At 66.7% G+C, this 24,940-nt stretch carries 19 protein-coding genes and 1 pseudogene; 10 read left to right on the plus strand and 10 right to left on the minus strand.

Annotated features, from left to right (window positions below; translation table 11 throughout):
* Positions 1-47 precede the first annotated feature (47 nt).
* A complete protein-coding gene (locus tag U7114_RS17365; protein ID WP_323058056.1) occupies positions 48-1,229 on the plus strand; it encodes a zinc-dependent alcohol dehydrogenase in 1,182 nt (393 codons plus the stop codon).
* 29 nt (positions 1,230-1,258) lie between these two features.
* Here the strand turns inward: U7114_RS17365 and U7114_RS17370 are convergent, their stop codons facing one another.
* The 5 genes from U7114_RS17370 to U7114_RS17390 form a co-directional block, all read right to left on the minus strand.
* Positions 1,259-2,410: a serine hydrolase domain-containing protein gene (locus U7114_RS17370; RefSeq protein ID WP_323058057.1), complete on the minus strand. Its 1,152-nt coding sequence runs from the start codon at positions 2,408-2,410 to the stop codon at positions 1,259-1,261.
* 87 nt (positions 2,411-2,497) lie between these two features.
* Positions 2,498-3,310 carry a bifunctional allantoicase/(S)-ureidoglycine aminohydrolase gene (locus tag U7114_RS17375; protein WP_323058058.1) on the minus strand — a complete coding sequence of 271 codons (813 nt, stop codon included), beginning with the start codon at positions 3,308-3,310 and terminating at the stop codon, positions 2,498-2,500.
* A gap of 17 nt (positions 3,311-3,327) precedes the next feature.
* Positions 3,328-4,605, minus strand: a complete 1,278-nt coding sequence (locus U7114_RS17380) for a DUF6986 family protein (protein ID WP_321214419.1) — start codon at positions 4,603-4,605, stop codon at positions 3,328-3,330.
* A 3-nt stretch (positions 4,606-4,608) separates the two neighbouring features.
* On the minus strand, positions 4,609-6,207 hold the full coding sequence (gene aceB, locus U7114_RS17385; RefSeq protein WP_157241048.1) for a malate synthase A: 1,599 nt from the start codon (positions 6,205-6,207) through the stop codon (positions 4,609-4,611).
* A 37-nt stretch (positions 6,208-6,244) separates the two neighbouring features.
* Complete coding sequence (locus tag U7114_RS17390) at positions 6,245-7,690, minus strand: NAD-dependent malic enzyme (protein ID WP_323058059.1); 1,446 nt, start codon at positions 7,688-7,690, stop codon at positions 6,245-6,247.
* Positions 7,691-7,911: 221 nt separating this feature from the next.
* On the opposite strand from U7114_RS17390, the gene U7114_RS17395 reads away from it, so the two are divergent.
* On the plus strand, positions 7,912-8,667 hold the full coding sequence (locus U7114_RS17395; RefSeq protein WP_321214417.1) for an IclR family transcriptional regulator: 756 nt from the start codon (positions 7,912-7,914) through the stop codon (positions 8,665-8,667).
* Between the two features lie 103 nt (positions 8,668-8,770).
* Here U7114_RS17395 and U7114_RS17400 read toward each other — a convergent pair whose 3' ends face one another.
* On the minus strand, positions 8,771-10,282 hold the full coding sequence (locus tag U7114_RS17400; RefSeq protein ID WP_323058060.1) for a nucleobase:cation symporter-2 family protein: 1,512 nt from the start codon (positions 10,280-10,282) through the stop codon (positions 8,771-8,773).
* Between the two features lie 181 nt (positions 10,283-10,463).
* Positions 10,464-11,372 carry a factor-independent urate hydroxylase gene (gene pucL, locus U7114_RS17405; RefSeq protein ID WP_157241054.1) on the minus strand — a complete coding sequence of 303 codons (909 nt, stop codon included), beginning with the start codon at positions 11,370-11,372 and terminating at the stop codon, positions 10,464-10,466.
* A 352-nt stretch (positions 11,373-11,724) separates the two neighbouring features.
* On the opposite strand from pucL, the gene U7114_RS17410 reads away from it, so the two are divergent.
* Entirely contained in the window at positions 11,725-11,910 is a 186-nt protein-coding gene (locus U7114_RS17410) for a hypothetical protein (protein ID WP_157241056.1), read from the plus strand.
* Positions 11,911-11,925: 15 nt separating this feature from the next.
* Here the strand turns inward: U7114_RS17410 and U7114_RS17415 are convergent, their stop codons facing one another.
* On the minus strand, positions 11,926-13,290 hold the full coding sequence (locus U7114_RS17415) for an 8-oxoguanine deaminase (protein ID WP_323058061.1): 1,365 nt from the start codon (positions 13,288-13,290) through the stop codon (positions 11,926-11,928).
* A 406-nt stretch (positions 13,291-13,696) separates the two neighbouring features.
* On the opposite strand from U7114_RS17415, the gene U7114_RS17420 reads away from it, so the two are divergent.
* The 7 genes from U7114_RS17420 (at position 13,697) to U7114_RS17450 (ending at position 22,636) form a co-directional block, all read left to right on the plus strand.
* Positions 13,697-14,191 (plus strand): nucleoside deaminase, encoded by a 495-nt coding sequence (locus U7114_RS17420; RefSeq protein WP_323058062.1) that lies wholly within the window; start codon positions 13,697-13,699, stop codon positions 14,189-14,191.
* A gap of 9 nt (positions 14,192-14,200) precedes the next feature.
* Positions 14,201-15,721, plus strand: a complete 1,521-nt coding sequence (locus U7114_RS17425; protein ID WP_323058063.1) for an NCS2 family permease — start codon at positions 14,201-14,203, stop codon at positions 15,719-15,721.
* Between the two features lie 162 nt (positions 15,722-15,883).
* On the plus strand, positions 15,884-17,137 hold the full coding sequence (locus U7114_RS17430; protein WP_323058064.1) for an XdhC/CoxI family protein: 1,254 nt from the start codon (positions 15,884-15,886) through the stop codon (positions 17,135-17,137).
* The gene (locus U7114_RS17435; protein WP_323058065.1) at positions 17,128-18,048 is read left to right on the plus strand and encodes an FAD binding domain-containing protein; all 921 of its coding nucleotides are present in this window, start codon (positions 17,128-17,130) and stop codon (positions 18,046-18,048) included. The genes U7114_RS17430 and U7114_RS17435 overlap by 10 nt, the downstream gene beginning before the upstream one ends.
* Positions 18,049-18,051: 3 nt before the next feature.
* The gene (locus U7114_RS17440) at positions 18,052-20,883 is read left to right on the plus strand and encodes a molybdopterin-dependent oxidoreductase (RefSeq protein ID WP_323058066.1); all 2,832 of its coding nucleotides are present in this window, start codon (positions 18,052-18,054) and stop codon (positions 20,881-20,883) included.
* Between the two features lie 64 nt (positions 20,884-20,947).
* On the plus strand, positions 20,948-21,928 hold the full coding sequence (locus U7114_RS17445; RefSeq protein ID WP_157241070.1) for an aldo/keto reductase: 981 nt from the start codon (positions 20,948-20,950) through the stop codon (positions 21,926-21,928).
* 36 nt (positions 21,929-21,964) lie between these two features.
* Complete coding sequence (locus U7114_RS17450) at positions 21,965-22,636, plus strand: uracil-DNA glycosylase (protein ID WP_323058067.1); 672 nt, start codon at positions 21,965-21,967, stop codon at positions 22,634-22,636.
* Here U7114_RS17450 and nboR read toward each other — a convergent pair.
* Together nboR and U7114_RS17460 are read right to left on the minus strand one after the other, a co-directional pair.
* Positions 22,633-23,262, minus strand: a complete 630-nt coding sequence (gene nboR, locus U7114_RS17455; protein ID WP_323058068.1) for a nicotine blue oxidoreductase — start codon at positions 23,260-23,262, stop codon at positions 22,633-22,635. The genes U7114_RS17450 and nboR overlap by 4 nt on opposite strands.
* Positions 23,263-23,286: 24 nt before the next feature.
* A pseudogene (locus tag U7114_RS17460) lies at positions 23,287-24,940 on the minus strand (transketolase-like TK C-terminal-containing protein); the annotation flags it as partial.

Here is a 24,940-nt window from a genome sequence, read left to right on the forward strand (position 1 = left end):
ACGGGCTGCGGTCCGGACTGAAGGCAGAACCTCCAGAAAGGCGAATCGTGAAAGCACTGACCTGGCAAGGAAAGCGCTCGGTAAGCGTGGAAGAAGTACCCGATCCCGTGATCCAGGAGCCCACCGATGCCATTGTCCGCATCACCTCTACGGCAATCTGCGGCTCGGACCTGCACCTGTACGAGGTCCTGGGACCCTACATGCACAAGGGCGACGTGATCGGCCACGAACCGATGGGCATCGTGGAGGAGGTGGGCAGCGCCGTCACCAACCTGCGCAAGGGCGACCGCGTGGTGATACCTTTCAACATCTCCTGTGGCCACTGCTTCATGTGCGGGCTGGGCCTGCAGTCCCAGTGCGAAACCACGCAGGTCAGGAGCAAGGGCTCAGGCGCAGCCCTCTTCGGCTACTCAGAGCTTTATGGGTCGGTTCCCGGCGGCCAGGCCGAGTACCTGCGCGTGCCGCACGCCGATTACGGCCCGGTGAAAGTGGGAACTGAGCTTCCGGACGAGCGGTACCTGTTCCTCTCGGACATCCTTCCCACCGCCTGGCAGGCAGTGGAGTACGCGGATACCCCAGCCGGCGGCACCCTCGCCGTATTTGGTCTGGGCCCGGTAGGCCAGTTCGCCGGCAGGATCGGCGTGCAGCGGGGCCTCCGCGTAATTGGCGTGGACCCCGTTCCGGAGCGCCGCGCGATGGCGGAGCGGCACGGCGTGGAAACCCTCGACTACGGCAAGGACGTGGCGGACCAGCTGCGGGAGATGACAGCCGGAAGGGGCCCTGACGCGGTGGTTGACGCCGTCGGAATGGAAGCCCACGGTTCCCCTGTCGCGGGCTTCGCCCACCAGGCCCTCGGGCTCCTGGCTGACAAGCTGGCGCAGAAGGCGATGGAGACCGCCGGGGTGGACCGCCTCGCCGCACTCCACACCTCCATTGACGCCGTGCGGCGCGGCGGCACGCTGTCCCTGAGCGGCGTCTACGGCGGCCAGGCCAGCCCCATGCCGGTGCTGGCCATGTTCGACAAGCAGATCCAGGTGCGGATGGGGCAATGCAATGTCCGGCGCTGGACCGAGGACATCCTGCCGCTGGTGGAGGACGACGCCGATCCGCTGGGTGTGATGGACCTGGTCACCCACCGTTCGGGGCTGGAGGGGGCGCCGGCCCTGTATGAGAAGTTCCAGAAGAAAGAGGACGGCTGCATCAAGGTGGTCCTCAACCCCGGCGCCTGAACCCGGAGTGAAACCCCGTCACGAAGCCCTCAGCACAGCGTGTTGAGGGCTTCCTGGGCCACGTCCTGCATCTCAAGGATCAGGGGGTTGAGTTCGAGGGTGGGCGGTGCGGGAGGGTAGGCGACCGCCAGCGCCAGCTGGCTCCGGCCGTCCTCGCTGGTCATGGCAACCGTGCCGTAGCCGTCGGTATCACCGGGAAGGCCATAGTAGAACCGGTTGTTGCAGGTGTTGTTCCAGCGGCGCAGGGCAAAACCGTAGTACTGCGAGTAGCCGCCCTTCATGGCCGTCACGCTGTCCGGAGGAAGCAGCCTGCCCTCCAGCAGCGCGGCGTAGAAACTGTTCACTTCCTCCACGGTGGACACGGCCCCGGTTGAAGGGGACTCCGCCTGCCAGGCCGGCATGCTGACGTCCGTGCGCCTGCCTTCAAGGGCGACGTAGCCGTGGATCATTCCCAGGGGCGGGGAGCCGCCAAGCCGGGTTTTCGCCAGGCCCAGGGGCCTGGCCGTGTCATCGGCGAGGACCTGCTCGATAGTTTCGCCGCGGAGCCGCTCGACAATCAGTGCCAGGGCTGCATAGTTCGAGCGGGAATAGTCGAAGATCCGTGCCAGCCGGCCGTCCCACGGCAAGGTGGCGGCCAGGGCCAGTTGCTGTTCAAGGCTGAGCGGCCGGTTCATGGTGTCCGCCCAATTGCCGGACGCCAGCAGGGGGACCGAGAAGTCGGGAAGTCCTGATTCGTGCGTCAAAAGCTGGCGGACAGTCACAGGGCCGGGTGGATGGAGGACGCTGCCGAACTCGGGCAGGTAGCGGTTTACTTCGGCGTCCAGGTCAAGCTTCCCTTCCGCCGCCAGCTTCATCACCGAAACCGCGATGAAGGATTCAGTGATGCCGCCTACGCGGACAGGATCGGAAACCGTGGGCGGCTCGCCCGTTTCCAGGCTCCGCACGCCGGCGGCATGCGTCCAGGTGGTGCCCCGGGTCCGGACGGAGACCAGGACTGCGGGAGCGCCTTCCGCGAGCATCCGGGCACTGAAGTCCTCCAGGAGGGCGAAGGCGGCAGGCTTGTCCGGCTCGGGCTCCGGAGGTTGCGGCTCCCCCGTACAGCCGGGCAGGGACGCTGCCAGCAGGGCTGCGCACAGGACAGCCGCGACCCGCTTCGACCCGCGGCCCCGGCTTGTGCCCATGCCACCAATCTTCCTCCAACTAAGTAGCGCCAAGTGTCGTTTTGGAGCCTCAAAACGACACTTGGCGCTACCTAGTTGGGAGGGGGATCAGGTGAGGCGCACCTGGCGGTTCATGTTCTTGTAGAGCAGGTAGCGGAACTCGCCCGGGCCGCCGGCGTAGCAGGCCTGGGGGCAGAACGCGCGCAGCCACATGAAGTCCCCGGCCTCCACCTCCACCCAGTCATTGTTCAACAGGTACATGGCCTTGCCCTCCAGGACGTACAGGCCGTGCTCCATGACGTGGGTTTCGGGGAACGGGATGACGCCGCCGGGCTGGAACGTCACGATGTTCACCTGCATGTCATGGGCGAGGTCGTTGGAGTCCGTGAAACGGGTGGTCTTCCAGACGTCGTTGGTGTCCGGCATGGACGTGGGCTCCACGTCCTTTTCGTTGGTGACGAAGGACTTGGCTTCGTAGCCCTCAAGGCGTTCGTAGGCCTTGCGGATCCAGTGGAAGGACACGACGTCGTCCGAAACGTTCTCCAGGCTCCACTCAGCACCGGCGGCCAGGTAGGCGTAGCCGCCTTCCTCCATTTGGTGCAGTTCGCCGTTGAGCCTGAGGTTGAGCCTGCCGCGGGTCACGAAAATGACGCCTTCGACGCCGGCCTCGAACTCTGCCTTGGGAGCACCGCCGCCCGGGGCGATTTCCACGATCAGCTGCGAGAAAGTGGTGGCGAAGCCGGAAATGGGCCGCGCGATGATCCAGGAGCGGGTGTTTGAAAAGCCCGGGAGGTTGGACGTGACGATGTCCGTCATCACGCCCTTGGGGATCACCGTGTAGGCCTCGGTGACGATGGCACGCTCGGTGGTCAGGTGGGTCTGCGGCGGCAGTCCGCCGGCGGGGGAGTAGTACTTGCCCATGAAGAGAAGGTCCTTACCTAGGAGTTGGAAGTGGTGGCGAGACGCGGGTGGGCCAGGGCAGTGAGCTGCGGAAGTCCGACGCCGGCAAGCGCCTGGACTTCATCTGCACCGACTGCGCCGCACTGGACGCCGCGGAGGACGAAGGCGGCCAGTGCCCGGGCGGTGGCGGGTTCATCCATGACGCCGCCTGCGGTCTGCTCAACGTAGTTCCGCAGCCGGGCCGCGGCTGCGGGCAGTCCCTGCCGGTAGAAGGCATAGGTGGCGGCGAAGCGGCTGGGGAGCTGTGCCGGGTGCAGGTCCCAGCCCTGGTAGTAGCCGCGTTCAAGTGAACGCCTGACCAGCCTGCCGTGCAGCTGCCAGGCGTTTTCCACGTTGTCGCCCACCGGGATGATGTTCGTGGATCCGTCGGAGAGCCGGATGCCGGTGCCGGCCACCGCCAGCTGCATGACCTCCTTGGCGAAGTCCGCCACGGGGTGCTCCATGGACTGGTATTCGGCGGAGATCTGCAGTGACGCCGAGTAGTCGTACGTGCCGTAGTGCAGGCCGCTGATCCGGCCCGGGACAGCATGCGGGAGCTGCGCTACCGGCGACGTTCCGTCCGGCCCCAGGATGAGCTGCGGTGTTTCCACCTGCACCTCGAAACGGAGCCGTCCGGCCGGGAGGGAGTGCACGTCCTCCAGCCGGGAGACGGCGTAGTCCATAGCCTTGACCTGGGCCACGGTGGTCACCTTGGGCAGGGTCAGGACCAGCCCTTCGGGGAGTTCCCCGGCGGAGGCCAGGGCGGAGACAAACAGGTCCAGGGTCCGCAGCCCGCGGGAGCGGGTGGCCGCCTCGAAGCACTTGAACCGGATGCCGATGAACGGCGGAGCAGACCCGGCCGCGACTGCGGCGGCCACGGCGGAAGCCGCGGCAACAGCGGCGGTGTCCTCGGCGTCGTCGCCCCTGTCCCCGAAGCCGTCCTCAAAATCGAGGCGCAGGTCCTCGATGGGCTCGCTGGAGAGCTTGGCTTGCACGCGCGGGGCAACGGCCTCCGCAAGTGCGGTGTCCTGGCCCAGGAGCGACCCCAGCCTTTCGAAGCCGCCGTGGGCCTTGGCCGCAGCCAGTGCTTCGGCGCCCCACTCGGCAGCGAACGACGGCGTGAACCGGTCCGCAGGGACGTACACCGTGTGGACGGGCTGGCGTGAGCCGTCGTCGCCCGGGTAGTTCTGCTCCAGCAGCCGGTCCGTGGCGGCCAGTTGCCGGTCAATGTCGGCCAGGTCTCCGGCGGACAGCGACGGCACGGGTGATGCTGCCATGCCTCAGCCCACCAGTTCGTAGGCCGGGATGGTGAGGAAGTCCGTGTAGTCCTCAGAGAGGCAGATTTCCCCGATCAGTTCGCTGGCCGGCTTGTAGTAGCGGCGGAAGGCTTCGTCGCCGAATTCGATACGCAGCCGCTCGGTTTCCTCGCCCAGGATTCGCTCCACGAGTTCGCGGGTGACGGTGTTGCCGGTGTCCGCGAGGACCGACTTGTTGCGGATCTGCTGCCACACCTGGGAACGGGAGATTTCCGCGGTGGCGGCGTCCTCCATCAGGTTATGGATGGCCACGGCGCCGTTCCCGGACAGCCATACCGCCGTGTAGGCGATGGCCACGTACAGGTTCAGGCGGAGCCCGGCTTCGGTGACCTGCCCGTCGGCGGAGGAAACGTCCAGCAACTGCCCGGCCGTGACGTTGACCTCCGGGCGCTGCTTGTCCAGCTGGTTGGGCCTGTCACCGAGCACGGAGTCGAAGACTTCCCGGCAGGTGGGAACAAGGTCCGGGTGCGCCACCCAGGAGCCGTCGAAGCCGTCGTTCGCCTCGCGGGTCTTGTCCGCCCGGACCTTTGCAAACGCAGCCTCCGTGACCTCCGGGTGGCGGCGGTTGGGGATGACTGCCGCCATGCCGCCCATGGCGAAGGCGCCGCGCTTGTGGCAGGTCTTGACCAGCAGTTCGGTGTAGGCGCGCATGAACGGCGCGGTCATGGCAACGCTGGCGCGGTCCGGGAGTACAAACTCCTCGCCGGCGTCCCTGAAGTACTTGATGATGCTGAACAGGTAGTCCCAGCGGCCGGCGTTCAGGCCGGACGCGTGGTCCCTCAGTTCATACAGGATCTCGTCCATCTCGAAGGCGGCCGGGATGGTCTCGATCAGCACGGTGGCGCGGACGGTGCCCTGGGGCAGCCCCAGGTAGTCCTGGGCGAAGACAAAAACGTCGTTCCACAGCCGGGCCTCGAGGTGGCTTTCCATCTTGGGCAGGTAGTAGTACGGTCCCTGACCGTTGAGCACCAGCTGCTTGGCGATGTGGAAGAAGTGCAGGCCGAAGTCCACCAGGGCGCCCACGGCGGGTTCGCCGTCGAGCAGCAGGTGCTTTTCCTGCATGTGCCAGCCGCGGGGGCGGGCCACCACGACGGCGAGGGGCGCGTCCGTACGGAGCCTGTACTCCTTGCCTTCCTCCGAGGTGTAGCTGAGGGTGCCCTGGGCGGCGTCGCGGAGGTTCAGGATGGCATCGATGACGTTGCCCCACGTGGGGGTGCTGGCATCTTCGAGGTCCGCAAGCCATACCTTCGCGCCCGAGTTAAGGGCATTAATGGCCATCTTTGCCGGCGAGGCGGGCCCGGTCATCTCAACCCGGCGGTCCTGCAAAGCTGCCGGTGCCGGCGCAACCTTCCAGTCGCCGTCGCGCACGTCCTTGGTTTCCGGCAGGAAGTCCAGTTTGCCGGTTTCGGCCACGCGCTGCCGCTTGGCGGCACGGGCTTGCAGGAGTTCGTTGCGGGTGCCGGCGAAACGGTTGTGGAGCTCCTCCACGAAGGCCAGTGCCTTGGGGGTGAGGATTTCCTCCGCGCGGTTGATGGGCCGGGGGTCCGTGACAGTGATGGCCATTTCTGGTCCTTTCCTTGTGCTGAAGTCGGGCGGTGAATCAGGCGCCGGCCAGGGCGGCAACGGGAGCCGCGGTTTCCGGAACAGCTGCGTTTGCCACGTTGGCGGCGTGGGCTGCGGCGGCAACGGCTGTTGCGACATCAGCGGCGACATGGGGATCGAAGACGCTGGGGATAATGTAGCTGGCATTCAGCTCGTCGTCAGCAACCCGGTTGGCGATGGCCTCCGCGGCCGCCACCAGCATCTCCGGGGTGATGTCCGAGGCTCCGGCGTCGAGCAGGCCCCGGAAGAAGCCCGGGAAGGCCAGGACGTTGTTGATCTGGTTGGGGAAGTCGCTGCGGCCGGTGGCTACGACGGCGGCGTGCTTCGAAGCAACGACAGGGTCGATTTCCGGCGTCGGGTTGGCCATGGCAAACACGATGGCCTTCTCCGCCATGGCGGCCACCTGTTCCTCGCCGATCACGTGCGGGGCGCTGACGCCGATGAACACGTCCGCGCCCACGAGGGCTTCGTGCAGGGTTCCGGCGAAGCCTTCTTCGTTGGTGTTCGAGGCGATCCAGCTGCGGTGCTCGTCCCCGTACGTTTCACCCGAGTGGATGGCACCGGAGCGGCCGGCGGCGACGATGTGCTTCGCGCCCTGTGCCTTGAGGAGCTGGATGATTGCCGAGCCCGCGGCGCCCACACCCGAGACCACGATCTTCACCTCGTCCAGCTTCTTGCCCACCACGCGCAGTGCGTTGACCAGGGCGGCGAGGGTGACGATGGCGGTGCCGTGCTGGTCGTCGTGGAACACCGGGATGTCCAGTTCCTCGCGGAGCCGGTTCTCGATTTCGAAGCAGCGCGGGGCGGCGATGTCCTCCAGGTTGATGCCGCCGTAGACCGGGGCCATTGCCTTGGCGATCATGATGATTTCTTCGGTGTCCTGGGTGTCCAGGCAGACGGGCCAGGCGTCCACGTTGGCGAACTGCTTGAAAAGCGCGGCCTTGCCTTCCATCACCGGAAGGGCGGCGGCCGGGCCGATGTTGCCGAGGCCCAGGACGGCCGAACCGTCGGTAAGGACGGCGATGGTGTTCCGCTTGACAGTGAGGTTGCGGGCCGCTGCGGGGTCCTCGGCGATGGCGAGGCAGACGCGGGCGACGCCGGGAGTGTAGGCGCGGGAGAGGTCGTCGCGGTTGCGGAGGGCTACCTTGGGGACGACTTCGAGCTTGCCGCCCAGGTGCATGAGGAAGGTGCGGTCCGAGACGTGCTGGACCCTGACGCCGTCGAGCGCGTTGAGGGCATCCTTGACGCGGGCTGCGTGTTCGTCGTCGGTGGTGTTGCAGGTGACGTCCACGACCAGGGTTTCATGGTGGGATTCGCTGACGTCCAGGGCGGTGATGGCGGCGCCTGCCGCGCCGACGGCTGCTGCGAGCTCGCTGGTGGCGCTGAAGCTGGACGGCGCTTCCACGCGCAGGGTGATCGAATTTCCGGGGCTGGGGTTCGCCATTGAATGTCCTCCTGTTGGGCCCGGGAACGGGCATCTACTCAATCAAATGTTTTCGTATTATGGATATTATTATCTGCAAGATGGAAATACAAGCTTCGCATATATGACCGGCCAAGGCTCATCGCGGAGTGAACCGGCGTGCTGTATGTTGGGTGTTCCAAGCAACTCTTTTCACGATGCGGATAAGAGTTGTCGGATTCCGAACCGTAGGAGACAACGGAATGGCAGAAAAAGCGTCGGGCGGCGTGCAGTCAGTGGAGCGTGTCTTCGAACTGCTCGAGCTCATCACGGACGCCGGCGGCGACGTCACGCTCAGCGAACTGTCCGCGTCAACGGACCTTCCCCTGCCCACCATCCACCGCCTGCTGCGGACGCTGGTGTCCCTTGGCTACATCCGGCAGCTGCCGAACCGGCGCTACGCGCTGGGGCCCCGGCTGATCCGCCTGGGCGAGGGGGCCAACAAGCAGTTGGGCGCAGTGGCGCGTCCGCAGCTGAAAACGCTGGTGGACCGGCTGGGCGAGACCTCCAATATGGCGGTACTGGACTCGGACATGGTGATCTACGTGGCACAGGTTCCCTCGCTGCATTCGATGCGCATGTTCACGGAAGTGGGCCGGCGCGCCCATACCCACGCCACCGGCGTCGGGAAGGCGATCCTTGCCCAGCTGGATGACGAGGTGGTCCGCGGCATCGTGACCCGCGCCGGCATGCCCACCCCAACCCCCAAGAGCATCGGTGACGTGGACGAACTCCTGGCCGACCTCAAGCTCATCCGGGAGCGTGGCTACTCCATTGACGAGGAGGAGCAGGAACTGGGTGTACGGTGCTTCGCCATGGCGGTACCGAATGCGCCCACTCCAGCGGCAATCTCTGTTTCCGGCCCGGTATCCCGCGTGGACGAGCACTTCGCCGACAAGGCCGTACCCGTCCTCCGGGAGGCGGCCGAGGCCATCTCCCGTGAGCTGAACCGCACCTGAGGCACCAAAGCGGCAAGCCGCCGTCGTGCTTAACCGCCGGAATGGCAGTTCGCAGCAATGTTCCTGGGGAACACTGCCGTGAACTGCCATTTCGCGTTTGCCCCTAGTGCTCCGACGCTTTCTCGGACGACTCGACCTTCACTTCCTTGCCTTCACAGTCGATGAGCTTGCCGCCCTCGAAACGGTCGCCTTCCGCCAGGCACTTGAGGTCTTCCTCCCGCACCACGCGGCCCGTCCCCGCCACGAATACCGACTGGTTCTCCGAGTTGCCGGCTTTGAGGTGGTTGAAGAGGAGGTTCAGCAGGATCGCCATGACCGCTGCCGAGCTGATGCCGGAGTGGAAGATGGTCCCGAACCAGGAAGGGAACTTGTCATAGAACGTCGGCGCGGCGATCGGAATCATGCCGAACCCGATGGACGCGGCCACGATGATCAGGTTCATGTTGTTCTTGTATTCGACCTTCGCAAGGGTCCTGATGCCGCTGGCGGCGACCGTGCCGAAGAGTACGATTCCCGCGCCGCCCAGGACGGCGGTGGGGACGGCGGCCACGACGCGGCCCATGACCGGGAGCAGGCCGAGCAGGACCAGGATCACGCCTCCGGCTGCCACGACATAACGGCTCTTGATCTTTGTGACTGCCACGAGGCCCACGTTTTGGGCGAAGGCGCTCTGCGTAAAGGAACCAAACACCGGTGCGATGAGGCTGGAGCCCATGTCGGCGCGGAGTCCTGCGGCGATGCGCTTGGAGTCGGTCCGGGTTCCCACGATTTCGCCGACGGCAAGGATGTCAGCCATGGTCTCGGTCAGGATCACCAGCACAACAATGAGCATGGAGATGATCGCCGCAATCTCGAACGTGGGGGCGCCGAGGTGGAAGGGAGTCGGAAAGGCGACAATCGGCCCCTGGCCCACCTTGGAGAAGTCCGCCATCCCGGTGGCCGCGGCGATGGCCGTGCCCACGACCATCGCCAGAAGGATCGACAGGCGTGAAAGAGTGGCGCTGCCGACCTTGCTCAGGAGCAGCACCAGGGCCAAAGTGGCGGCGGCGAGGCCGATGTTCGCCATGCTGCCGTAGTTTTCGGCCTTTCGGTTGCCGCCCATGGCCCAGTTTGCAGCGACGGGCATCAGGGTCAGGCCGATGGTGGTGATGACGGTGCCGGTCACCACCGGGGGGAAGAACCTGACGATCTTGGAAAAGATCGGGGCGATCAAGAGGCCGATGGCCGCCGAGACCATGACCGCGCCGAAGACGGCGGGCAGCCCGCCTCCACCGCTGACGATCGCGACCATGGTGGCCACGCTCGCAAAGGAAACGCCCTGCACCAGGGGAAGCTGGGATCCGAAGAAAGGGATGCCGATGGTCTGCAGGAGGGTGGCCAGGCCGCCCATGAATAGGGCCGCTGCGATCAGGATGCCGATATCGGCAGGAGATAGGCCTGCGGCCTGGCCGACAATCAGGGGAACGGCAATGATGCCGCCATACATGGTCAGGACATGCTGGAAACCGTAGGCGAAGCTGCTCCCGATTGAGAGCCGTTCATCCTCGGGCCTGGTGGAGGTGGCGCGTTTCAGGCGCTGTTTGGCGTCGGCTTTGAGGGGGTTCTTGATGTTCATGGCAGACTTTCTGGTTCATGGCAGACGTCTTCGTCTGGCTAACGTTGTCTGGCTAACGGTGTGGCTGAAAGGCTAGGGGCGTGGGCCCGGAGCTGCCGCCCAGGTCACGGGCACTTCGCAGCGCCATGGGATGACCAATGGAAAGAAACCCCGGGCCCGGATGGGTTGACGGCGCTGCGGTTCAGCAGAACCCGGCGATGCCCGACCAGGCGATGTCCGCAGGGGTGGCGTCCTCGCGCTGGACCGTGGCCTCGATCAGGCCGTAGGGACGGTCGGCCGCGAAGAAGACCTCGTTGGGGTTGTCCAGGCCGAACGGCGAGAGGTCCACCAGGAAGTGGTGCTTGTTCGGCATGGAGAACTTGATCTCGTCGATCTCGCTGTGTGCTTCCAGCACTTTGGTGCCCATGTCGAAGAGTGTCTGCTGGAGGGCGTGGGAGTACTTTTCCGTGAAGCCTTCGAGCAGGAGGCCCTTGACGTCGTCGTAGCTCTTGTTGAAGTCCAGCGTGCTGAAATCGGTGCCGGTCTTGAAACGCCAGCGGGCAGAGACATCGGTCGCCAGGATGCGGTCGGTGGTCTCCTGCAGGGTGGTGTACTTGTCCTTCGGGTAGCCCACGAAGCCGGATTCGGTCGACTTGAGGACGGTCAGGTCCTTGAGCCCGGAAATCAGGTGCGTGGTGGCGCCATCGCGCACCACGACTGCAGTGCGGACTTCCTGGCCATTGCGCACGAAGGAATGGTCGTGTTCGGTGCCGTGGGCCTGGATCCGGTTCCAGCTGTAGGACTCGGCCTCCCAGCGGCCTCCGGCCACCCAGTCGAAACTGGAGGTGAAGTGCTCACCGAGGCGAAGCAGGAACGCTTCGGGGGAGCCGATGCCTTCACGGGCGAAGGCGTACACGGTGTTCTTCTGGGTGTCAGTGGGCACCACGCGGGCGTTGTCGCCTTCGAGGTGGGCGGCCGTGAAATCCCCCCGCAGCTGCGAGGTGACGTTGAGGTCTTCGATTTCGTGGCGGTCGGTATCGCGGGTGATCTTGACGACCCGGACCTCGGCCTTTCCGTACTGGTTGTCGCCGAGGATGATCTTGCTGCTCATGGTCTGTTCCCAACTTCCGGTAAGTGGAACCTAGGTTCCGTCACTGAAATTAAGCGCGCATTTCAAGCGCGTTTCCGGTGGTGCCGACCCAACAAAAAAGAGCCGGCATCCATTGATGCCAGCTCATTAACAACCCTGCCTGCTGCTCCCAGGTTACGTGACATGCGCCACGAATTAACATCCAGCGTACCCGTGGAAGCCGGTGGTGTACATCACAAGCCGAAAATTCATTTTGTGACCGGGTCACCTCCGGACCATTGACGAAGCTGCCGACGGCATCCTAAGCTATTCCACATAGCAAAAGTTGTTTTCCATTTTGTGGAACTACTCCAAGCCCTCGAAGGAGGATCAGATGTACCAGCAGGACAGCACGCCGGTCTCACCGGCACCCACGGCGGCACCCTCAGTCCAGGAGTTCTACCTCCCCCTCGGCGGCGGCACCGACCCGGACTTCTACCTCCCGCCTGACCGGGAGCACGTTCCCGGGCCTATCTCACGCTGGATCCATGCGCTCCCGGGGTTCGGACGGCGCGCTTAGCGGGCCCGGGCCGGGCTACCCGTTCACCAGCCGGCGGGCAGCAGCGGAGTGCTCCGCAATAAGGCCGGCAATATCGAGGTCCGGGATCTGCCCGTCCACCACGCGCCACTGTCCGCCCACCATGACCCGGTCCGCCCGGTCTGCACCGCACAGCAGCAAGGCGGCCACTGGATCGTGGCTGCCGGAGAAGCGCAGGCTGTCCAGCCGGAAAAGTGCCAGGTCCGCCTGCATTCCCGGAGCCAGCTGGCCTAATCCGGTCCGGCCCAGGACGGCTGCCGAACCGCGCGTGGCCCAGCCGAGCGCGCGCTCCACCGGGACATGCGCCCCGTACCGCAGCCGCTGCAAATAAAGCGCCTGCCGCGCTTCCAGGATCATGTTGGAGGCATCGTTCGACGCCGAGCCGTCCACTCCCAGCCCCACGGGAACTCCCGCATCCTCCAGTTCCAGGACCCTCGCGGTCCCCGATGCCAGGCGCATGTTCGACGTGGGGCAGTGCGCGACGGCGGTGCCCGCGGCACCCAGCCTGGCGATCTCCCCGTCGCTGAAGTGGATGCCGTGCCCCAGCCAGGTGCGGTCCGTCAGCCAGCCAACGCTTTCCAGGTAGTCAACGGTCCGGAGTCCGAACGTTTCCCGGCAGAAGTCCTCCTCGTCCAGGGTCTCCGCCAGGTGGGTGTGAAGCCGGACATCCAGCCGTTCGGCGAGCGCGGAGCTTTCGGCCATGAGCTCTTTCGTGACCGAAAACGGCGAGCAGGGCGCCAGGGCAATCTGGATCACCGCGTCCTCGCCGCGCTCGTGGTACGAGCCAACCAGGCGCTCGCTGTCGGCCAGGACCACCTCAGCCGCCTGCACTGTCGCCTGCGGCGGCAGGCCGCCGTCGTCCGATCCCAAGGTCATGGACCCGCGCGTGAGGGTTGCGCGCATTCCCAGCCGGCGTACCGCGTCCACCTGGATATCGATGGCATCCTCAAGGCCCGCAGAGAAGAGGTAGTGGTGGTCGGCCGCCGTGGTGCAGCCGGAAAGCAGCAGCTCCGCCAACGCTGCCGTGGTGGCGAGCTCAAGGTCCCGCGGCGTGAGCCTGGCCCATACCGGGTACAGGTTCTGCAGCCAGGGAAAGAGGGGGGCGTTCGCAGCCGGGCCCCAGGCGCGCGTGAGGTTCTGGTAGAAGTGGTGGTGCGTGTTGACCAGGCCTGGAAGCAGTACGTGGTTCCGCGCGTCGAAGATTGCGGAGCACGGTTCGGCGGGCCCTTGCCCCGCCGTGAGAACCTCCTCGATCTTTCCGCCGCCTACCACCACTCCGCCTGAGGTGTCGAGCTGGTTGGCGGTAAACGCCGCTTGCGGGTTCCGGATCCAGAGGCGGGCGGGTGCGGTGGCTGGCGTCATGGCTGACCTTCCTGAGCGCGGTCGATATGCCAGCTCAGTGGGGCCCTGTCTGCTGATCCAGGCGGCCGCGCCCGCGAAGGCGGGCGGTGCCCGGCCGGGGCTCGGCTGGGACCTAGGCTAGAGGCGGCCGGGCGGTGCGTCAACGCCGGCGGATTGTGACCGGAGAACGTGAAACCTCCGAAACATGGATTTCACATTGCGAAATTAAATTTCCAGAAAACTATGGCGCGGACCACAATCCGGTGCTAATCTCGATTCTGCCAAAGGCGGGCACCCGGTCCCCGGGAAGCTATCTACCAGGCGCAACTTAACCTTCACAGCACATGCTGAAGCCTGGTAACCGTCGCACCTGGTTCTACTGGTCCTGCAAGCGGCATCAGGCTTCCCGGCAAAAGGAAGTCGCATCATGAGTACTACCGTCACGGCCGAACAGCTCCTGGCCAGATCCATCAGGTTGGCTACGGCCAACGTCCTGAACAGCGGGGGCCCCTTCGGAGCCATGATCGTCACGGCGGACGGCCGCACGTTCGACGGCGTCAACCGCGTCACCGCGGACAACGATCCCACCGCCCACGCCGAGGTCACCGCCATCCGCACGGCCTGCCGCGAACTCGGCACCTTCGACCTCACCGGCGCCACCCTCTACACCAGCTGCGAGCCGTGCCCCATGTGCCTGGCCTCCGCGCTCTGGGCCCGGGTGGAGCGGGTCGTGTTCGCCGCAGACCGGCACGACGCCGCCTCCGTGGGTTTTGACGACGCCGTCTTCTATGAATACTTCGACAACAAGGACCGGAACTCCCTGATGCCGGTCTCGAAGCTGGTGCTGGACGATCCGGAGGCCCCGGCCCCGCTGGAACCGTTCAACACCTGGAACGCACTCGAAACCAGGATCGACTACTAGGCGGCCGGGATGACCATCCTGGACAATTCCCACGAGGAGCATTCGGCTCCAAGCACCCGCATCCCACGTCCGGCGAACAGCACTCCCAAGCCCCCGGCGCCGGGCTCCTTCCTTGACCGGTTCTTCCAGATCACCCGACGCGGCTCCACGCTTGCGCGGGAATTCCGCGGCGGCCTGGTCACCTTCTTCACCATGGCGTACATCGTCATCCTCAACCCGCTGATCCTGGGAGGATTCAGCGCGGACAACGCGCCTACCGACGTCGCCGGGGGCTGGCTGTCCGCAGCGCAGGTGGGCGCCGTCACCGGGCTCACCGCCGGCGTCATGACCATCCTCTTCGGGCTGGTCGCCAACCTGCCCTTCGGCCTAGCCGCCGGGCTGGGCATCAATTCGTTCCTGGCCGTTTCCGTCATCCAGGAAGTCACGTGGGCCGAGGCCATGGGCCTGGTGGTGATCAACGGCATCCTGATCGTCCTGTTCGGAATCACCGGTGCCCGCACCGCCATCTTCCGGGCCGTGCCCAAGGAACTGAAAGCCGCCATCACGGTGGGCATCGGCCTGTTCATCGCCTTCATCGGGTTCGTGGACTCCGGCTTTGTCAAGGCGTCGGCCGGCGGACCCCCCGTCCAGCTGGGCAACGGCGGCTCCATCACGTCGGTTCCCACCCTGGTGTTCATCATCGGCCTGCTGGCCATGGGCATCCTGGTGGCACGCAAGGTCCAGGGCGGGCTGCTGATCGGCATCGTGGGTACCACTTTCCTGGCCGCCGTCGTCGAGGCAGCCATGAAGATCGGCCCGGCCACCGAAACCAACCCCGGCGGGTGGCACCTGAACACCCCGGTCCTCTCCGGCCAGCTGGTCTCGGCACCGGATCTTGGCCTGGTGGGACACTTTGACCTGTTCGGCGCCTTCGGCCGGATCGGAGCCCTGGCCGCCACCATGCTGGTGTTCACCCTGGTGTTCACCAACTTTTTCGACGCCATGGGCACCATGACCGGCCTGGCCAAGAGCGCCGGCGTCGCGCACAAGGACGGAACGTTCCCGCGGCTGAAATCCGCCTTCATCGTGGAAGGCTTCGGCGCCGTGGCCGGCGGGGCAACCTCGGGCTCGTCCAACACGGTGTACATCGACTCCGCCGCCGGCATCGGTGAAGGCGCCCGCACAGGCCTGGCGTCGGTGGTGACCGGCGTCCTGTTCCTGGGCTCGATGTTCCTGACCCCGCTCACCAGCGTGGTTCCGCTCGAAGTGGCCGCCGCCGCACTGGTGGTGGTGGGCGCAATGATGATGGCGCAGATCCGCGAGATCAAGTTCAACAAGTTCAGCGTGGCCCTGCCTGCCTTCCTCACCATTGTCACCATGCCGCTGAGCTACTCGATCGCCAATGGCATCGGCGTGGGCTTCATCAGCTGGGCCGTTATCGGGGCCGCGTCCGGCAAGGCCAGGAAGGTCCATCCGCTCATGTGGGTGGTAAGCGCAGGGTTCCTTGTGTACTTCGCCCGCGGACCCATCAACCTGCTGCTCGGCGCCTGAGCGCACCGGTTCCGGACATCCGCCCCCGCGACCCGGGGAGCGGATGTCCGGAACGGCAGCGCATTTTCCGACCCACACGCTTCCAGGACCACATGCTTTCCGAACCAGCCCGCAGCAACGACAATATGGACACCACCGCAGCGCGGAAGAAGGAGTGCCGCCATGCTTGACCTGATCCCGTCACTGGGCACCTGGGCGCCGGCCCTGGCCGGACAGCCCTTCGCAGTGGCCACCATCGTGCGCGCCAGCGGTTCCGTCCCCCGGCCCGTGGGCACCTCCATGCTGGTGTCCGCGGACGGCGCGGTCCTGGGCAGCCTCTCCGGAGGCTGCGTCGAAGGCGCCGTCGTGGCGGCAGCGCTGGAAGCAATGGACGACGGCGCCACGCGGCTTGAGACGTTCGGCTTCAGCTCAGACGACGCCTTCGCCGCCGGGCTCACCTGCGGCGGAGAGCTGCAAGTCCATATCGAGCCTGCCAACAGGAACCGCGGGTGCGCGCTGGGGGAAGCCGTCCGGCAGTTGGCGGGGTACGGGCCGGACGACCCCGTGGCCCTTGTCCGCAGGCTGGACGTCCGCCCTGATGCCGGCGGCAGCGGCGCCGTCGTTCTTCCGGACCCCGGCGCCATCGAGGCAGCCGGACAGCGCGGACTGGCCACGCTGCTGGAAAGCCGCGACTGTACCGGCGGCAGCGAACCAACCTGGCGGGCCAGCGCCGCGCAGCTCGAGTCGATGCTCCGTGCCGGCACCACCGCTGTGTTGGATTTGGGCTCAGCAGGGCTGTGCACCAGTAACGCCGCCGTCCTGGTGGAAACCAGGCTCGCACCGCCGCGCCTGCTGGTCTTCGGTGCCAATGACTTCAGCGCAGCGCTGCTGCCGGCCGCCAAACCGCTCGGCTGCCGCGTGACCCTGGTGGACGCCCGCCCGGCTTTTGCCTCCCAGGCACGGTTCAGCTCGGCGGACGAGGTGGTCACCGCGTGGCCGCACCAGTACCTCGCAGCAGAGGCCGCCGCGGGCCGCGTGGATTCCCGGACCGTGATCTGCGTCCTCACCCACGACCCCAAGTTCGACATCCCGCTGCTCGAAACCGCACTTGGCCTAGGAGTGGCCTTCATCGGAGCACTCGGGTCCCGGCGCAGCCATGCCCAACGGGTCGATTCCCTCCTGGACCGGGGAGTGCGCCCGGAGCGGATCGCCCAGCTCCACTCACCGCTCGGCCTGGACATCGGAGCAGTGACCCCCGCCGAAGTGGCGGTCTCCGTCCTCGCCGAAATCATCGCCGCCCGCAACCCGGCGGCATCACATCAGCCGTTGAGGGAGACCTCCGGCCCTATCCACCGGACCGCCGCGCCGTCAGCACCCGCACCAGCTAAGGCGCCGGCCCCTACAAACCTTTTGCAACAGGAGATCGCATGGACATGAACACCATCGAGGCGGTGGTCCCCACCACCGACCCCGCGGAATGGCGCGACGGCGACGCGTGGCTGGCCGGCGGCACCGTGCTGTTCTCCTACGGCAGCCTGGCGTTCGGCCCCCGGCCGCTGACGCGCCTCCTGGACCTGGGAAGCTCCGGCTGGGCTCCGGTGACGGTCACTGACGGAGGCATCGAGCTCGCTGCCACCTGCACCATCGCCGAACTGTATGAACTTCCGGCCGCACCCGCAGCGATCGGCCGGACCTGGCCCGCCCTTGACCTGGTCCGCCCCTGCTGCGACTCCTTCGTGGCGTCCTTCAAGGTCTGGAACATGTCCACCGTGGGCGGCAACCTGTGCACGTCCCTGCCCGCCGGTCCGGTTATTTCGCTCTGCGCCGGTTTGGACGGAACAGCCACAGTCCTTGCGCCCGGCGGGACCAGCCGCAGCGTGCCGGTGGCGGACTTCGTCACCGGCGACGCCCGGAACTGCCTGGCACCCGGCGAGCTTCTCCGCAGCGTCTTCCTCCCGGCGTCGGCCCTTGAATCCAGGGTGGCATTCCGCCGCCTGTCCCTCACTAACCTGGGCAGGTCGGGGGTGCTGCTGGTTGGAAGGCTCGACGGCGGACACCGCCTGGTGCTCACCGTCACCGCGGCCACCAAGCGGCCTGTGCAGCTGCGCTTCGACGAGGTCCCGGAGACGGGGGACCTGGCCGCGGCCATCCGGGAGGCCATCCCTGACGACCTCTACCACAACGACATCCACGGCCTGCCAGCCTGGCGCCGGGACATGACCTACCGCCTGGCGGAAGAGATCCGCGCAGAACTCGCTGCCCCCGAAGGGGCCCCCGGACTCCGGGCATCGGGCGACTTCTGGCCGCCGAACCACCGCAGGCTTGACGCACAGCAGGAAGGGGCCTGAAACGTGGCCATCGAAATCAACGGAAAAGAGGCGGACGCCGCACCCCGCCCGGGGCAATGCCTGCGCACCTTCCTGCGGGAGCAGGGCAGCCTCGGCGTGAAGAAGGGCTGCGACGGCGGAGACTGCGGTGCGTGCACCGTGCACGTGGACGGCACCCCGGTGCACAGCTGCATCTACCCGGCCGTGAGGGCCGAAGGTCACGCCGTCACCACCATCGAGGGACTGGCGTCCACCGCCGGTGACGGTGCAGACCTCCACCCCGTCCAGCAGCAGTTCATGGAGCGCCAGGGTTTCCAGTGCGGGTTCTGCACGGCCGGCATGGTGATGACGGCCGCTGCGTTCAACGACGAACAGAAGGAGAACCTGCCACGGAACCTCAAGGGCAACCTCTGCCGCTGCACCGGATACCGGGCCATTTCCGACGCCGTCTGCGGACACGCCGGCCACCCCGATCCCAAGGGACAGGGCTCCGGAATTGCGGGGGAGGGGCAGCCGGATCCCGAGCCGGGACAGCTGGGTGACGACGTTCCGGCACCCGCCAGCCGCGCCGTGGTGACCGGCACCGCCCGCTACACGCTGGACGTTCCCGCGGACCAGTTGCAGGGACTGCTCCACCTCAAGCTCCTGCGCTCGCCGCACGCGCATGCCCGGGTCCGCTCCATCAACACTGAACAGGCGTTGAAGGTACCGGGCGTGGTGGCCGTCTTCACCCACAAGGACGCACCGGAACAGCTGTTCTCCACTGCCCAGCACGAACTGTTCACCGATGACCCGGACGATACCCGCGTGCTGGATGACGTGCTGCGCTTCCGGGGCCAGCGGGTTGCCGCGGTGGTGGCCGAAACGGTGGCCGCCGCAGAGGCCGGGGTCCGCGCACTGGAGGTGGAGTACCAGGAACTCCCTGCAGTCTTCTCACCCCGGGATGCACTGCAGCCGGGTGCTCCCCTGGTGCACGGGGACAAGGATGGAACTGTGGCGCGCATTTCCCGGCCCGACCGCAATGTGGTGGCCGAGCTGCACTCCGAACTGGGGAGCGTGGCCGAGGGCTTCGCCGCCGCGGACTTCATCCATGAACAGACCTACCAAACCCAGCGGGTCCAGCACGTGGCCCTGGAAACACATGCGGCCATCGCATCAGTGGACGGCGACGGGAGGTTGCAGGTCCGCACGTCCAGCCAGGTCCCGTTCCTGGTCCGGCGGACGCTGTGCCGGGTCTTTGGGCTCCCGGAGGAGCAGGTGCATGTGGTGGCCGGCCGCGTAGGCGGCGGGTTCGGCGGCAAGCAGGAGGTCCTCACCGAGGACATCGTGGCCCTCGCAGCCCTGAAACTGGGCAGGCCTGTCCAGCTGGAACTGACCAGGACCGAGCAGTTCACGGCCACCACCACCCGTCATCCGTTCACCATCAAGCTCAAGGCCGGCACCAGCAACGACGGACGGCTCACCGCCCTGGAGCTGGACGTCCTGACCAACACCGGCGCCTACGGCAACCACGGACCCGGCGTGATGTTCCACGGCTGCGGCGAATCCCTGAGCGTCTACAACTGCGCCAACAAAAAAGTGGACGCCCATGCGGTGTACACCAACACGGTCCCGGCCGGGGCGTTCCGCGGCTACGGGCTGAGCCAGATGATCTTCGCCATCGAGTCGGCCATGGACGAGCTCGCAGCCGGCATCGGCATGGACCCGTTCGAGTTCCGCCGCCGGAACATGGTGCGCGAAGGCGACCGGATGCTGTCCACCCAGCCGGAGCCCGAGGAGGACGTCCATTACGGCAGCTACGGCCTGGACCAGTGCCTGAGCCTGGTCCGCGAAGCCTTGGCCCGGGGCCGGGAACGCTATCGCGCCGCCGGCCTGGACGAACTGGGCCCGGACTGGCTCACCGGCGAGGGCACGGCGCTCTCCATGATCGACACCGTGCCCCCGCGCGGCCACTTTGCCCACTCCCGGCTCCGGCTCCTGCCGGACGGGACGTACCAGGCCGACGTCGGAACCGCCGAGTTCGGCAACGGCACCACCACCGTCCACGCCCAGCTGGCCGCCACGGCGCTGTCCACGGAGGCCGCCAGGGTGGTGGTGCGGCAGTCCGATACCGACCTTGTTGAGCACGATACCGGCGCCTTCGGCTCGGCCGGAACCGTGGTGGCCGGCAAGGCAACGCTCGCCGCCGCGGAGGAACTCGCCGTCCGGATCCGTGCCTTCGCAGCCGGCATCCGCCAGACCCAGGCCTCGGCCTGCGTCCTCGCCGGTGGCTCGGTGGTCATTGACGGAACGTCCGTGCCGCTGGCCGAACTGGCACAGGCGGCCGCTGACGCCGGCGTCGAACTCGCGGCGGAAGGACGCTGGGGCGGGACGCCGCGTTCCGTGGCGTTCAACGTGCACGGCTTCCGCGTTGCAGTGAACCGCGGCACGGGAGAGCTGAAAATCCTGCAGAGCGTGCAGGCCGCGGATGCCGGCGTGGTGGTTAATCCGCGCCAGTGCCGCGGCCAGATCGAAGGCGGGATTGCCCAGGCCTTGGGCGCCGCGCTATATGAGGAAGTGGTGGTTGACGACGCCGGCCGGGTCACCACGGACATCCTCCGGCAGTACCACATCCCCACCTTTGCCGATGTTCCCCGCAGTGAGGTGTACTTTGCTGACACGAACGACAAACTGGGGCCGCTGGGGGCAAAATCCATGAGCGAGAGCCCGTTCAACCCGGTTGCACCGGCGCTGGCCAACGCAATCCGCAACGCCACCGGGGTGCGCTTTACCTCATTGCCCATTGCGCGCGACAAGATCTACCTGGGCCTGAAGGAAGCGGGGCTGGTGCCCGACCTGCAGCGCTCGGCCATCTGAGGATCCGGCGTGGCGGGTGCCGTAAAATTCCGGTGGCTGCGCAGCCTCGGCCTATAGTCGAGGGATGGAACAGCGGATTTTAGGCAAGACCGGACGGAACGTCTCCATCGTCGGGCTGGGAACCTGGCAGCTTGGCGCTGACTGGGGCAACGTTGACCCGGCACAGGCGCAGGCCGTCCTGGCAGCCTCCGCGGAAGCAGGGGTGAACTTCTTCGACACCGCCGACGTCTACGGTGACGGCAAGAGCGAGCAGGCCATCGGAAAGTTCCTGGCTGACAATCCCGGCCTGGATATCACGGTGGCCACAAAGATGGGCCGCCGCGTGGACCAGCAGCCGGAGAACTACACCCTGGCCAACTTCCGCCAGTGGGTGGACCGGTCCCGTAAGAACCTGGGGACGGACACCCTGGACCTGGTTCAGCTGCACTGCCCGCCCACGCCCGTGTACAGCAACGCCGAGGTGTACGACGCGCTGGACACCCTGGTCTCCGAGGGCGCCATCCGCAACTACGGCGTCAGTGTGGAGCGCACGGATGAGGCGCTGGAAGCGATCCGGCACCCGGGCACCGCCTCCGTCCAGATCATCCTGAACGCCTTCCGGCTCAAGCCCCTCGACGAAGTCCTGCCCGCAGCGAAAGCTGCCAACGTCGGGATCATTGCCCGGGTGCCGCTGGCTTCGGGGCTGCTCTCGGGCAAATACACCAAGGAAACCACCTTCGCGGAGAACGATCACAGGAACTACAACCGCAACGGTGGCTCCTTCGACGTCGGCGAGACCTTCTCCGGCGTGGACTATGAGCTGGGGCTGAAGGCCGTGGCCGAGTTCGAGCAGCTTGTGCCTGCCGGTGCAACCACGGCCCAGGCAGCCATCGCCTGGATTGCCGCGCAGGACGGCGTCACCACCGTGATCCCCGGGGCGCGGAACGTGGACCAGGCAGCGGCGAACGCTGCCGCGGCTTCCGTGGCCGTCAGCGAAGAGTTCGACGCCGGGGTCCGCTGGATTTACGACCACTACTTCCGCGAAGCCATCCACCCGCGCTGGTAGCGTGCAGGACTCCTGGGGGTTCCGGGAACACTGCAGATGAAAGCGCCTTCCGCCGGTGGCTTCGTGGAACGGCTCGCAGCCGTGCCCACGGTTCCGGGACTCAACAACTTCTTTGACCGCAGTGTCCCGGAGAACGCCGTGCGCCGGCGCAACCTGGAGCTTTACCTGGAGGAGATGCGGGACCGCTCGCCGAAGGTGCTCCTGTTGGGCGAAGCCCCGGGCTTCAGGGGAATGCCGATCACCGGTGTCCCCTTCACCAACCGCACCATGTTCCAGGGGCCGGCCAACTCCTTCGGCCTGTTCGGGCCGGGCAAGGGCTACGCATTGCCGCCGGACGCGGCGGACGTTGCCGCCGAGCCCACCGCAACGGTGATGTGGGGAGTCCTGGCGGAGCTGCAGTTCCTTCCCCTGCTGTGGAGCGCGTGCCCTTGGCATACCCATGTTCCGGGGAAGCCGCAGTCCAACCGGACGCCAACGGCTGCCGAAGCCCGGCTGGGAACTCTGTTTTGGCAGGAGTTGGCGGAACTGTTCGCCATCCAAACCGTGGTGGCCGTGGGAAACGTCGCGCACCGAAGCCTGCTGGCCAGCGGAATGGATGCGCCCAAGGTCCGGCATCCGGCCCACGGCGGACGCTCGGGCTTCAAGCGCGGCCTGGAGGAGTTGCTCCTGGCCGGAAGCATCACCACCCAGCCCAGCACGCAGGGCTAGTCCAGCAGGTAGAGCTGCTCCGGCGTATCAACATCCAGGCCGCTGGAGAGATCACTGCAATCCACCTCGTCCACCAGCTCCGGGTGGTTACGCAGGAAGGCGCGCGCCCCGGCATCGCCCGTCACGGTTGCAGCCACGGCCTGGCGCAGGGAGGCATCGATCACCAGGGGGTGGCCGCGGCGGAGCCCGCCGTCCCCACCCTGCGCTGCGGCAGCGCCGTCGTCGTACGCCGCTGCGGTGACCCGGCCCGGACGGTGGGACGCAAGCAGCCGCGCCACCGCCAGGGAGGACAGGCCGGGCTGGTCCACGAGGGCAATCATCAGGTGGTCCCGGGGATCGGCGGCGGCGTTGCCCAGCAGGAGGGAACCCCCCATCCCTGACTGCCATTCATGGTTCACCACCGTGCGGCAGCCGTCCAGCCTGGCGGCGGCCAGGACGTCGTGGGCACCCGCGCCGAGCACCACAACAACCTCGCGGCAGCCGCCGTCGAGCAGCGCCCCGGCGACCGCTTCCACCAAGGGCCGGCCGCGGTAGGGGAGCAGCGCCTTGGGCCCGTGTCCCAGCCTGGTGCCGCCGCCGGCCGCGAGCACAACGCCGGTGGTGCCCGCCGCCTCCGTGTTCCGCATAGCCACACCCTAACTCTTGTTGTCTCAGGCGTCGCCGCCGGCCCCGCCGGTGGTTCCGGCGTTGACGTCCAGGAGTTTGTAGCGGTCCATGGCGTACGACGGCGCCCCCTCCTCGACCTCGCCCCTCGCCGCGAGCATCTGCAGCGTCTTCACCACGATGGAGTGGGTGTCGTTCTTGAAGAAGCGGCGTGCCGCGGCCCGGGTGTCGGAGAAGCCGAAGCCGTCCGCGCCGAGCGACGCGAACTGGTTCGGGAGGAATTGGCGGATCTGGTCCGGGACGGCTTTCATGTAGTCGGACACGGCGACGACGGGTCCGGTGGCTCCTTCGAGCTGCCGGGTGACGAAGGGGACGCGGGCGGGTTCGCCGGGGTTGAGGAAGGCTTCCTCTTCGGCGGCGAGGCCGTCGCGGCGCAGTTCGTTCCAGGAGGTCACGGACCAGACGTCGGCGGAGACTGACCAGTCTTCGGCGAGGATCCGCTGGGCTTCGAGGGCCCAGGGGACGNGTCGCGGCGCAGTTCGTTCCAGGAGGTCACGGACCAGACGTCGGCGGAGACTGACCAGTCTTCGGCGAGGATCCGCTGGGCTTCGAGGGCCCAGGGGACGGAGACGCCGGAGGCGAGGATCTGGGCCTTCGGTCCTGCAAGGTCCGACGCCGATACCCGGTAGATGCCTTTCAATACACCGTTGACGTCGAGGTTCTCAGGCTCGGCGGGCTGGGTAATCGGCTCATTGTAGACGGTGAGGTAGTACATCAGGTTTGGATCGGATGCAGCTCCGGTTCCATCGCCGCTTGCGGCCGGCCCGTACATGCGTTCGATGCCGTCGCGGATGATGTGGCCCATTTCGTAGCCGTAGGCGGGGTCGTAGGTGACGACGGCGGGGTTGGTGGAGGCGAGCAGGGGGGAGTGGCCGTCGGCGTGCTGGAGGCCTTCGCCGGTGAGGGTGGTCCGTCCTGCGGTGGCGCCGATGATGAAGCCGCGGGTCATTTGGTCGGCTGCGGCCCAGAAGGCGTCGCCGGTGCGCTGGAAGCCGAACATGGAGTAGAACACGTAGACCGGGACCAGGGGCACGCCGTGGGTGGCGTAGGCGGTGCCGGCGGCGGTGAAAGCTGCGACGGCGCCGGCTTCGTTGATGCCGGGGTGGATCAGCTGGCCCTGGGCGGATTCCTTGTAGGCCAGGACCAGGTCGCGGTCTACGGAGAGGTAGTTCTGGCCGCCCGGGTTGTAGATCTTGGCCGTGGGGAAGAACGCGTCCATGCCGAACGTCCTCGATTCGTCCGGGACGATGGGCACAATCCTGTGCCCGAAGTTCCTGTCCCGGATGAGGTCTTTCAGGAGCCTGACAAAGGCCATGGTGGTGGCGGCCTGCTGTTTGCCCGAGCCGCGTTTAGCAACATCAAACGTCTTGGGATCCGGCAGCGCAACGGCATCATGGGAGGACCGGCGTTCAGGGACGGCGCCGCCCAGCGCCTTCCGCCGTTCATGGAGGTACACGATCTCCGGTGCATCATGCCCGGGGTGGAAGTACGGCGGGGAATAGGGATCCGCTTCCAGTTGCGCATCGGTAATAGGGATCCGCAGGTGGTCGCGGAATTTCTTCAGGTCATCCAGGGTGAGTTTCTTCATCTGGTGGGTCGCGTTGCGGCCCTCGAAGTGCGGTCCGAGGCCGTAGCCCTTGA

This window comes from Pseudarthrobacter sp. C1, from assembly GCF_034720455.1.
Taxonomy (GTDB): Bacteria; Actinomycetota; Actinomycetes; order Actinomycetales; family Micrococcaceae; genus Arthrobacter.

Bases quoted from the DNA above. Each gene is read 5' to 3' on its own strand.
- U7114_RS17370 (WP_323058057.1), bottom strand. From the start codon at position 2,410: ATGGGCACAAGCCGGGGCCGCGGGTCGAAGCGGGTCGCGGCTGTCCTG.
- U7114_RS17375 (WP_323058058.1), bottom strand. From the start codon at position 3,310: ATGGGCAAGTACTACTCCCCCGCCGGCGGACTGCCGCCGCAGACCCAC.
- U7114_RS17380 (WP_321214419.1), bottom strand. From the start codon at position 4,605: ATGGCAGCATCACCCGTGCCGTCGCTGTCCGCCGGAGACCTGGCCGAC.
- aceB (WP_157241048.1), bottom strand. From the start codon at position 6,207: ATGGCCATCACTGTCACGGACCCCCGGCCCATCAACCGCGCGGAGGAA.
- U7114_RS17390 (WP_323058059.1), bottom strand. From the start codon at position 7,690: ATGGCGAACCCCAGCCCCGGAAATTCGATCACCCTGCGCGTGGAAGCG.
- U7114_RS17395 (WP_321214417.1), top strand. From the start codon at position 7,912: ATGGCAGAAAAAGCGTCGGGCGGCGTGCAGTCAGTGGAGCGTGTCTTC.
- U7114_RS17400 (WP_323058060.1), bottom strand. From the start codon at position 10,282: ATGAACATCAAGAACCCCCTCAAAGCCGACGCCAAACAGCGCCTGAAA.
- pucL (WP_157241054.1), bottom strand. From the start codon at position 11,372: ATGAGCAGCAAGATCATCCTCGGCGACAACCAGTACGGAAAGGCCGAG.
- U7114_RS17410 (WP_157241056.1), top strand. From the start codon at position 11,725: ATGTACCAGCAGGACAGCACGCCGGTCTCACCGGCACCCACGGCGGCA.
- U7114_RS17415 (WP_323058061.1), bottom strand. From the start codon at position 13,290: ATGACGCCAGCCACCGCACCCGCCCGCCTCTGGATCCGGAACCCGCAA.
- U7114_RS17420 (WP_323058062.1), top strand. From the start codon at position 13,697: ATGAGTACTACCGTCACGGCCGAACAGCTCCTGGCCAGATCCATCAGG.
- U7114_RS17425 (WP_323058063.1), top strand. From the start codon at position 14,201: ATGACCATCCTGGACAATTCCCACGAGGAGCATTCGGCTCCAAGCACC.
- U7114_RS17430 (WP_323058064.1), top strand. From the start codon at position 15,884: ATGCTTGACCTGATCCCGTCACTGGGCACCTGGGCGCCGGCCCTGGCC.
- U7114_RS17435 (WP_323058065.1), top strand. From the start codon at position 17,128: ATGGACATGAACACCATCGAGGCGGTGGTCCCCACCACCGACCCCGCG.
- U7114_RS17445 (WP_157241070.1), top strand. From the start codon at position 20,948: ATGGAACAGCGGATTTTAGGCAAGACCGGACGGAACGTCTCCATCGTC.
- U7114_RS17450 (WP_323058067.1), top strand. From the start codon at position 21,965: ATGAAAGCGCCTTCCGCCGGTGGCTTCGTGGAACGGCTCGCAGCCGTG.
- nboR (WP_323058068.1), bottom strand. From the start codon at position 23,262: ATGCGGAACACGGAGGCGGCGGGCACCACCGGCGTTGTGCTCGCGGCC.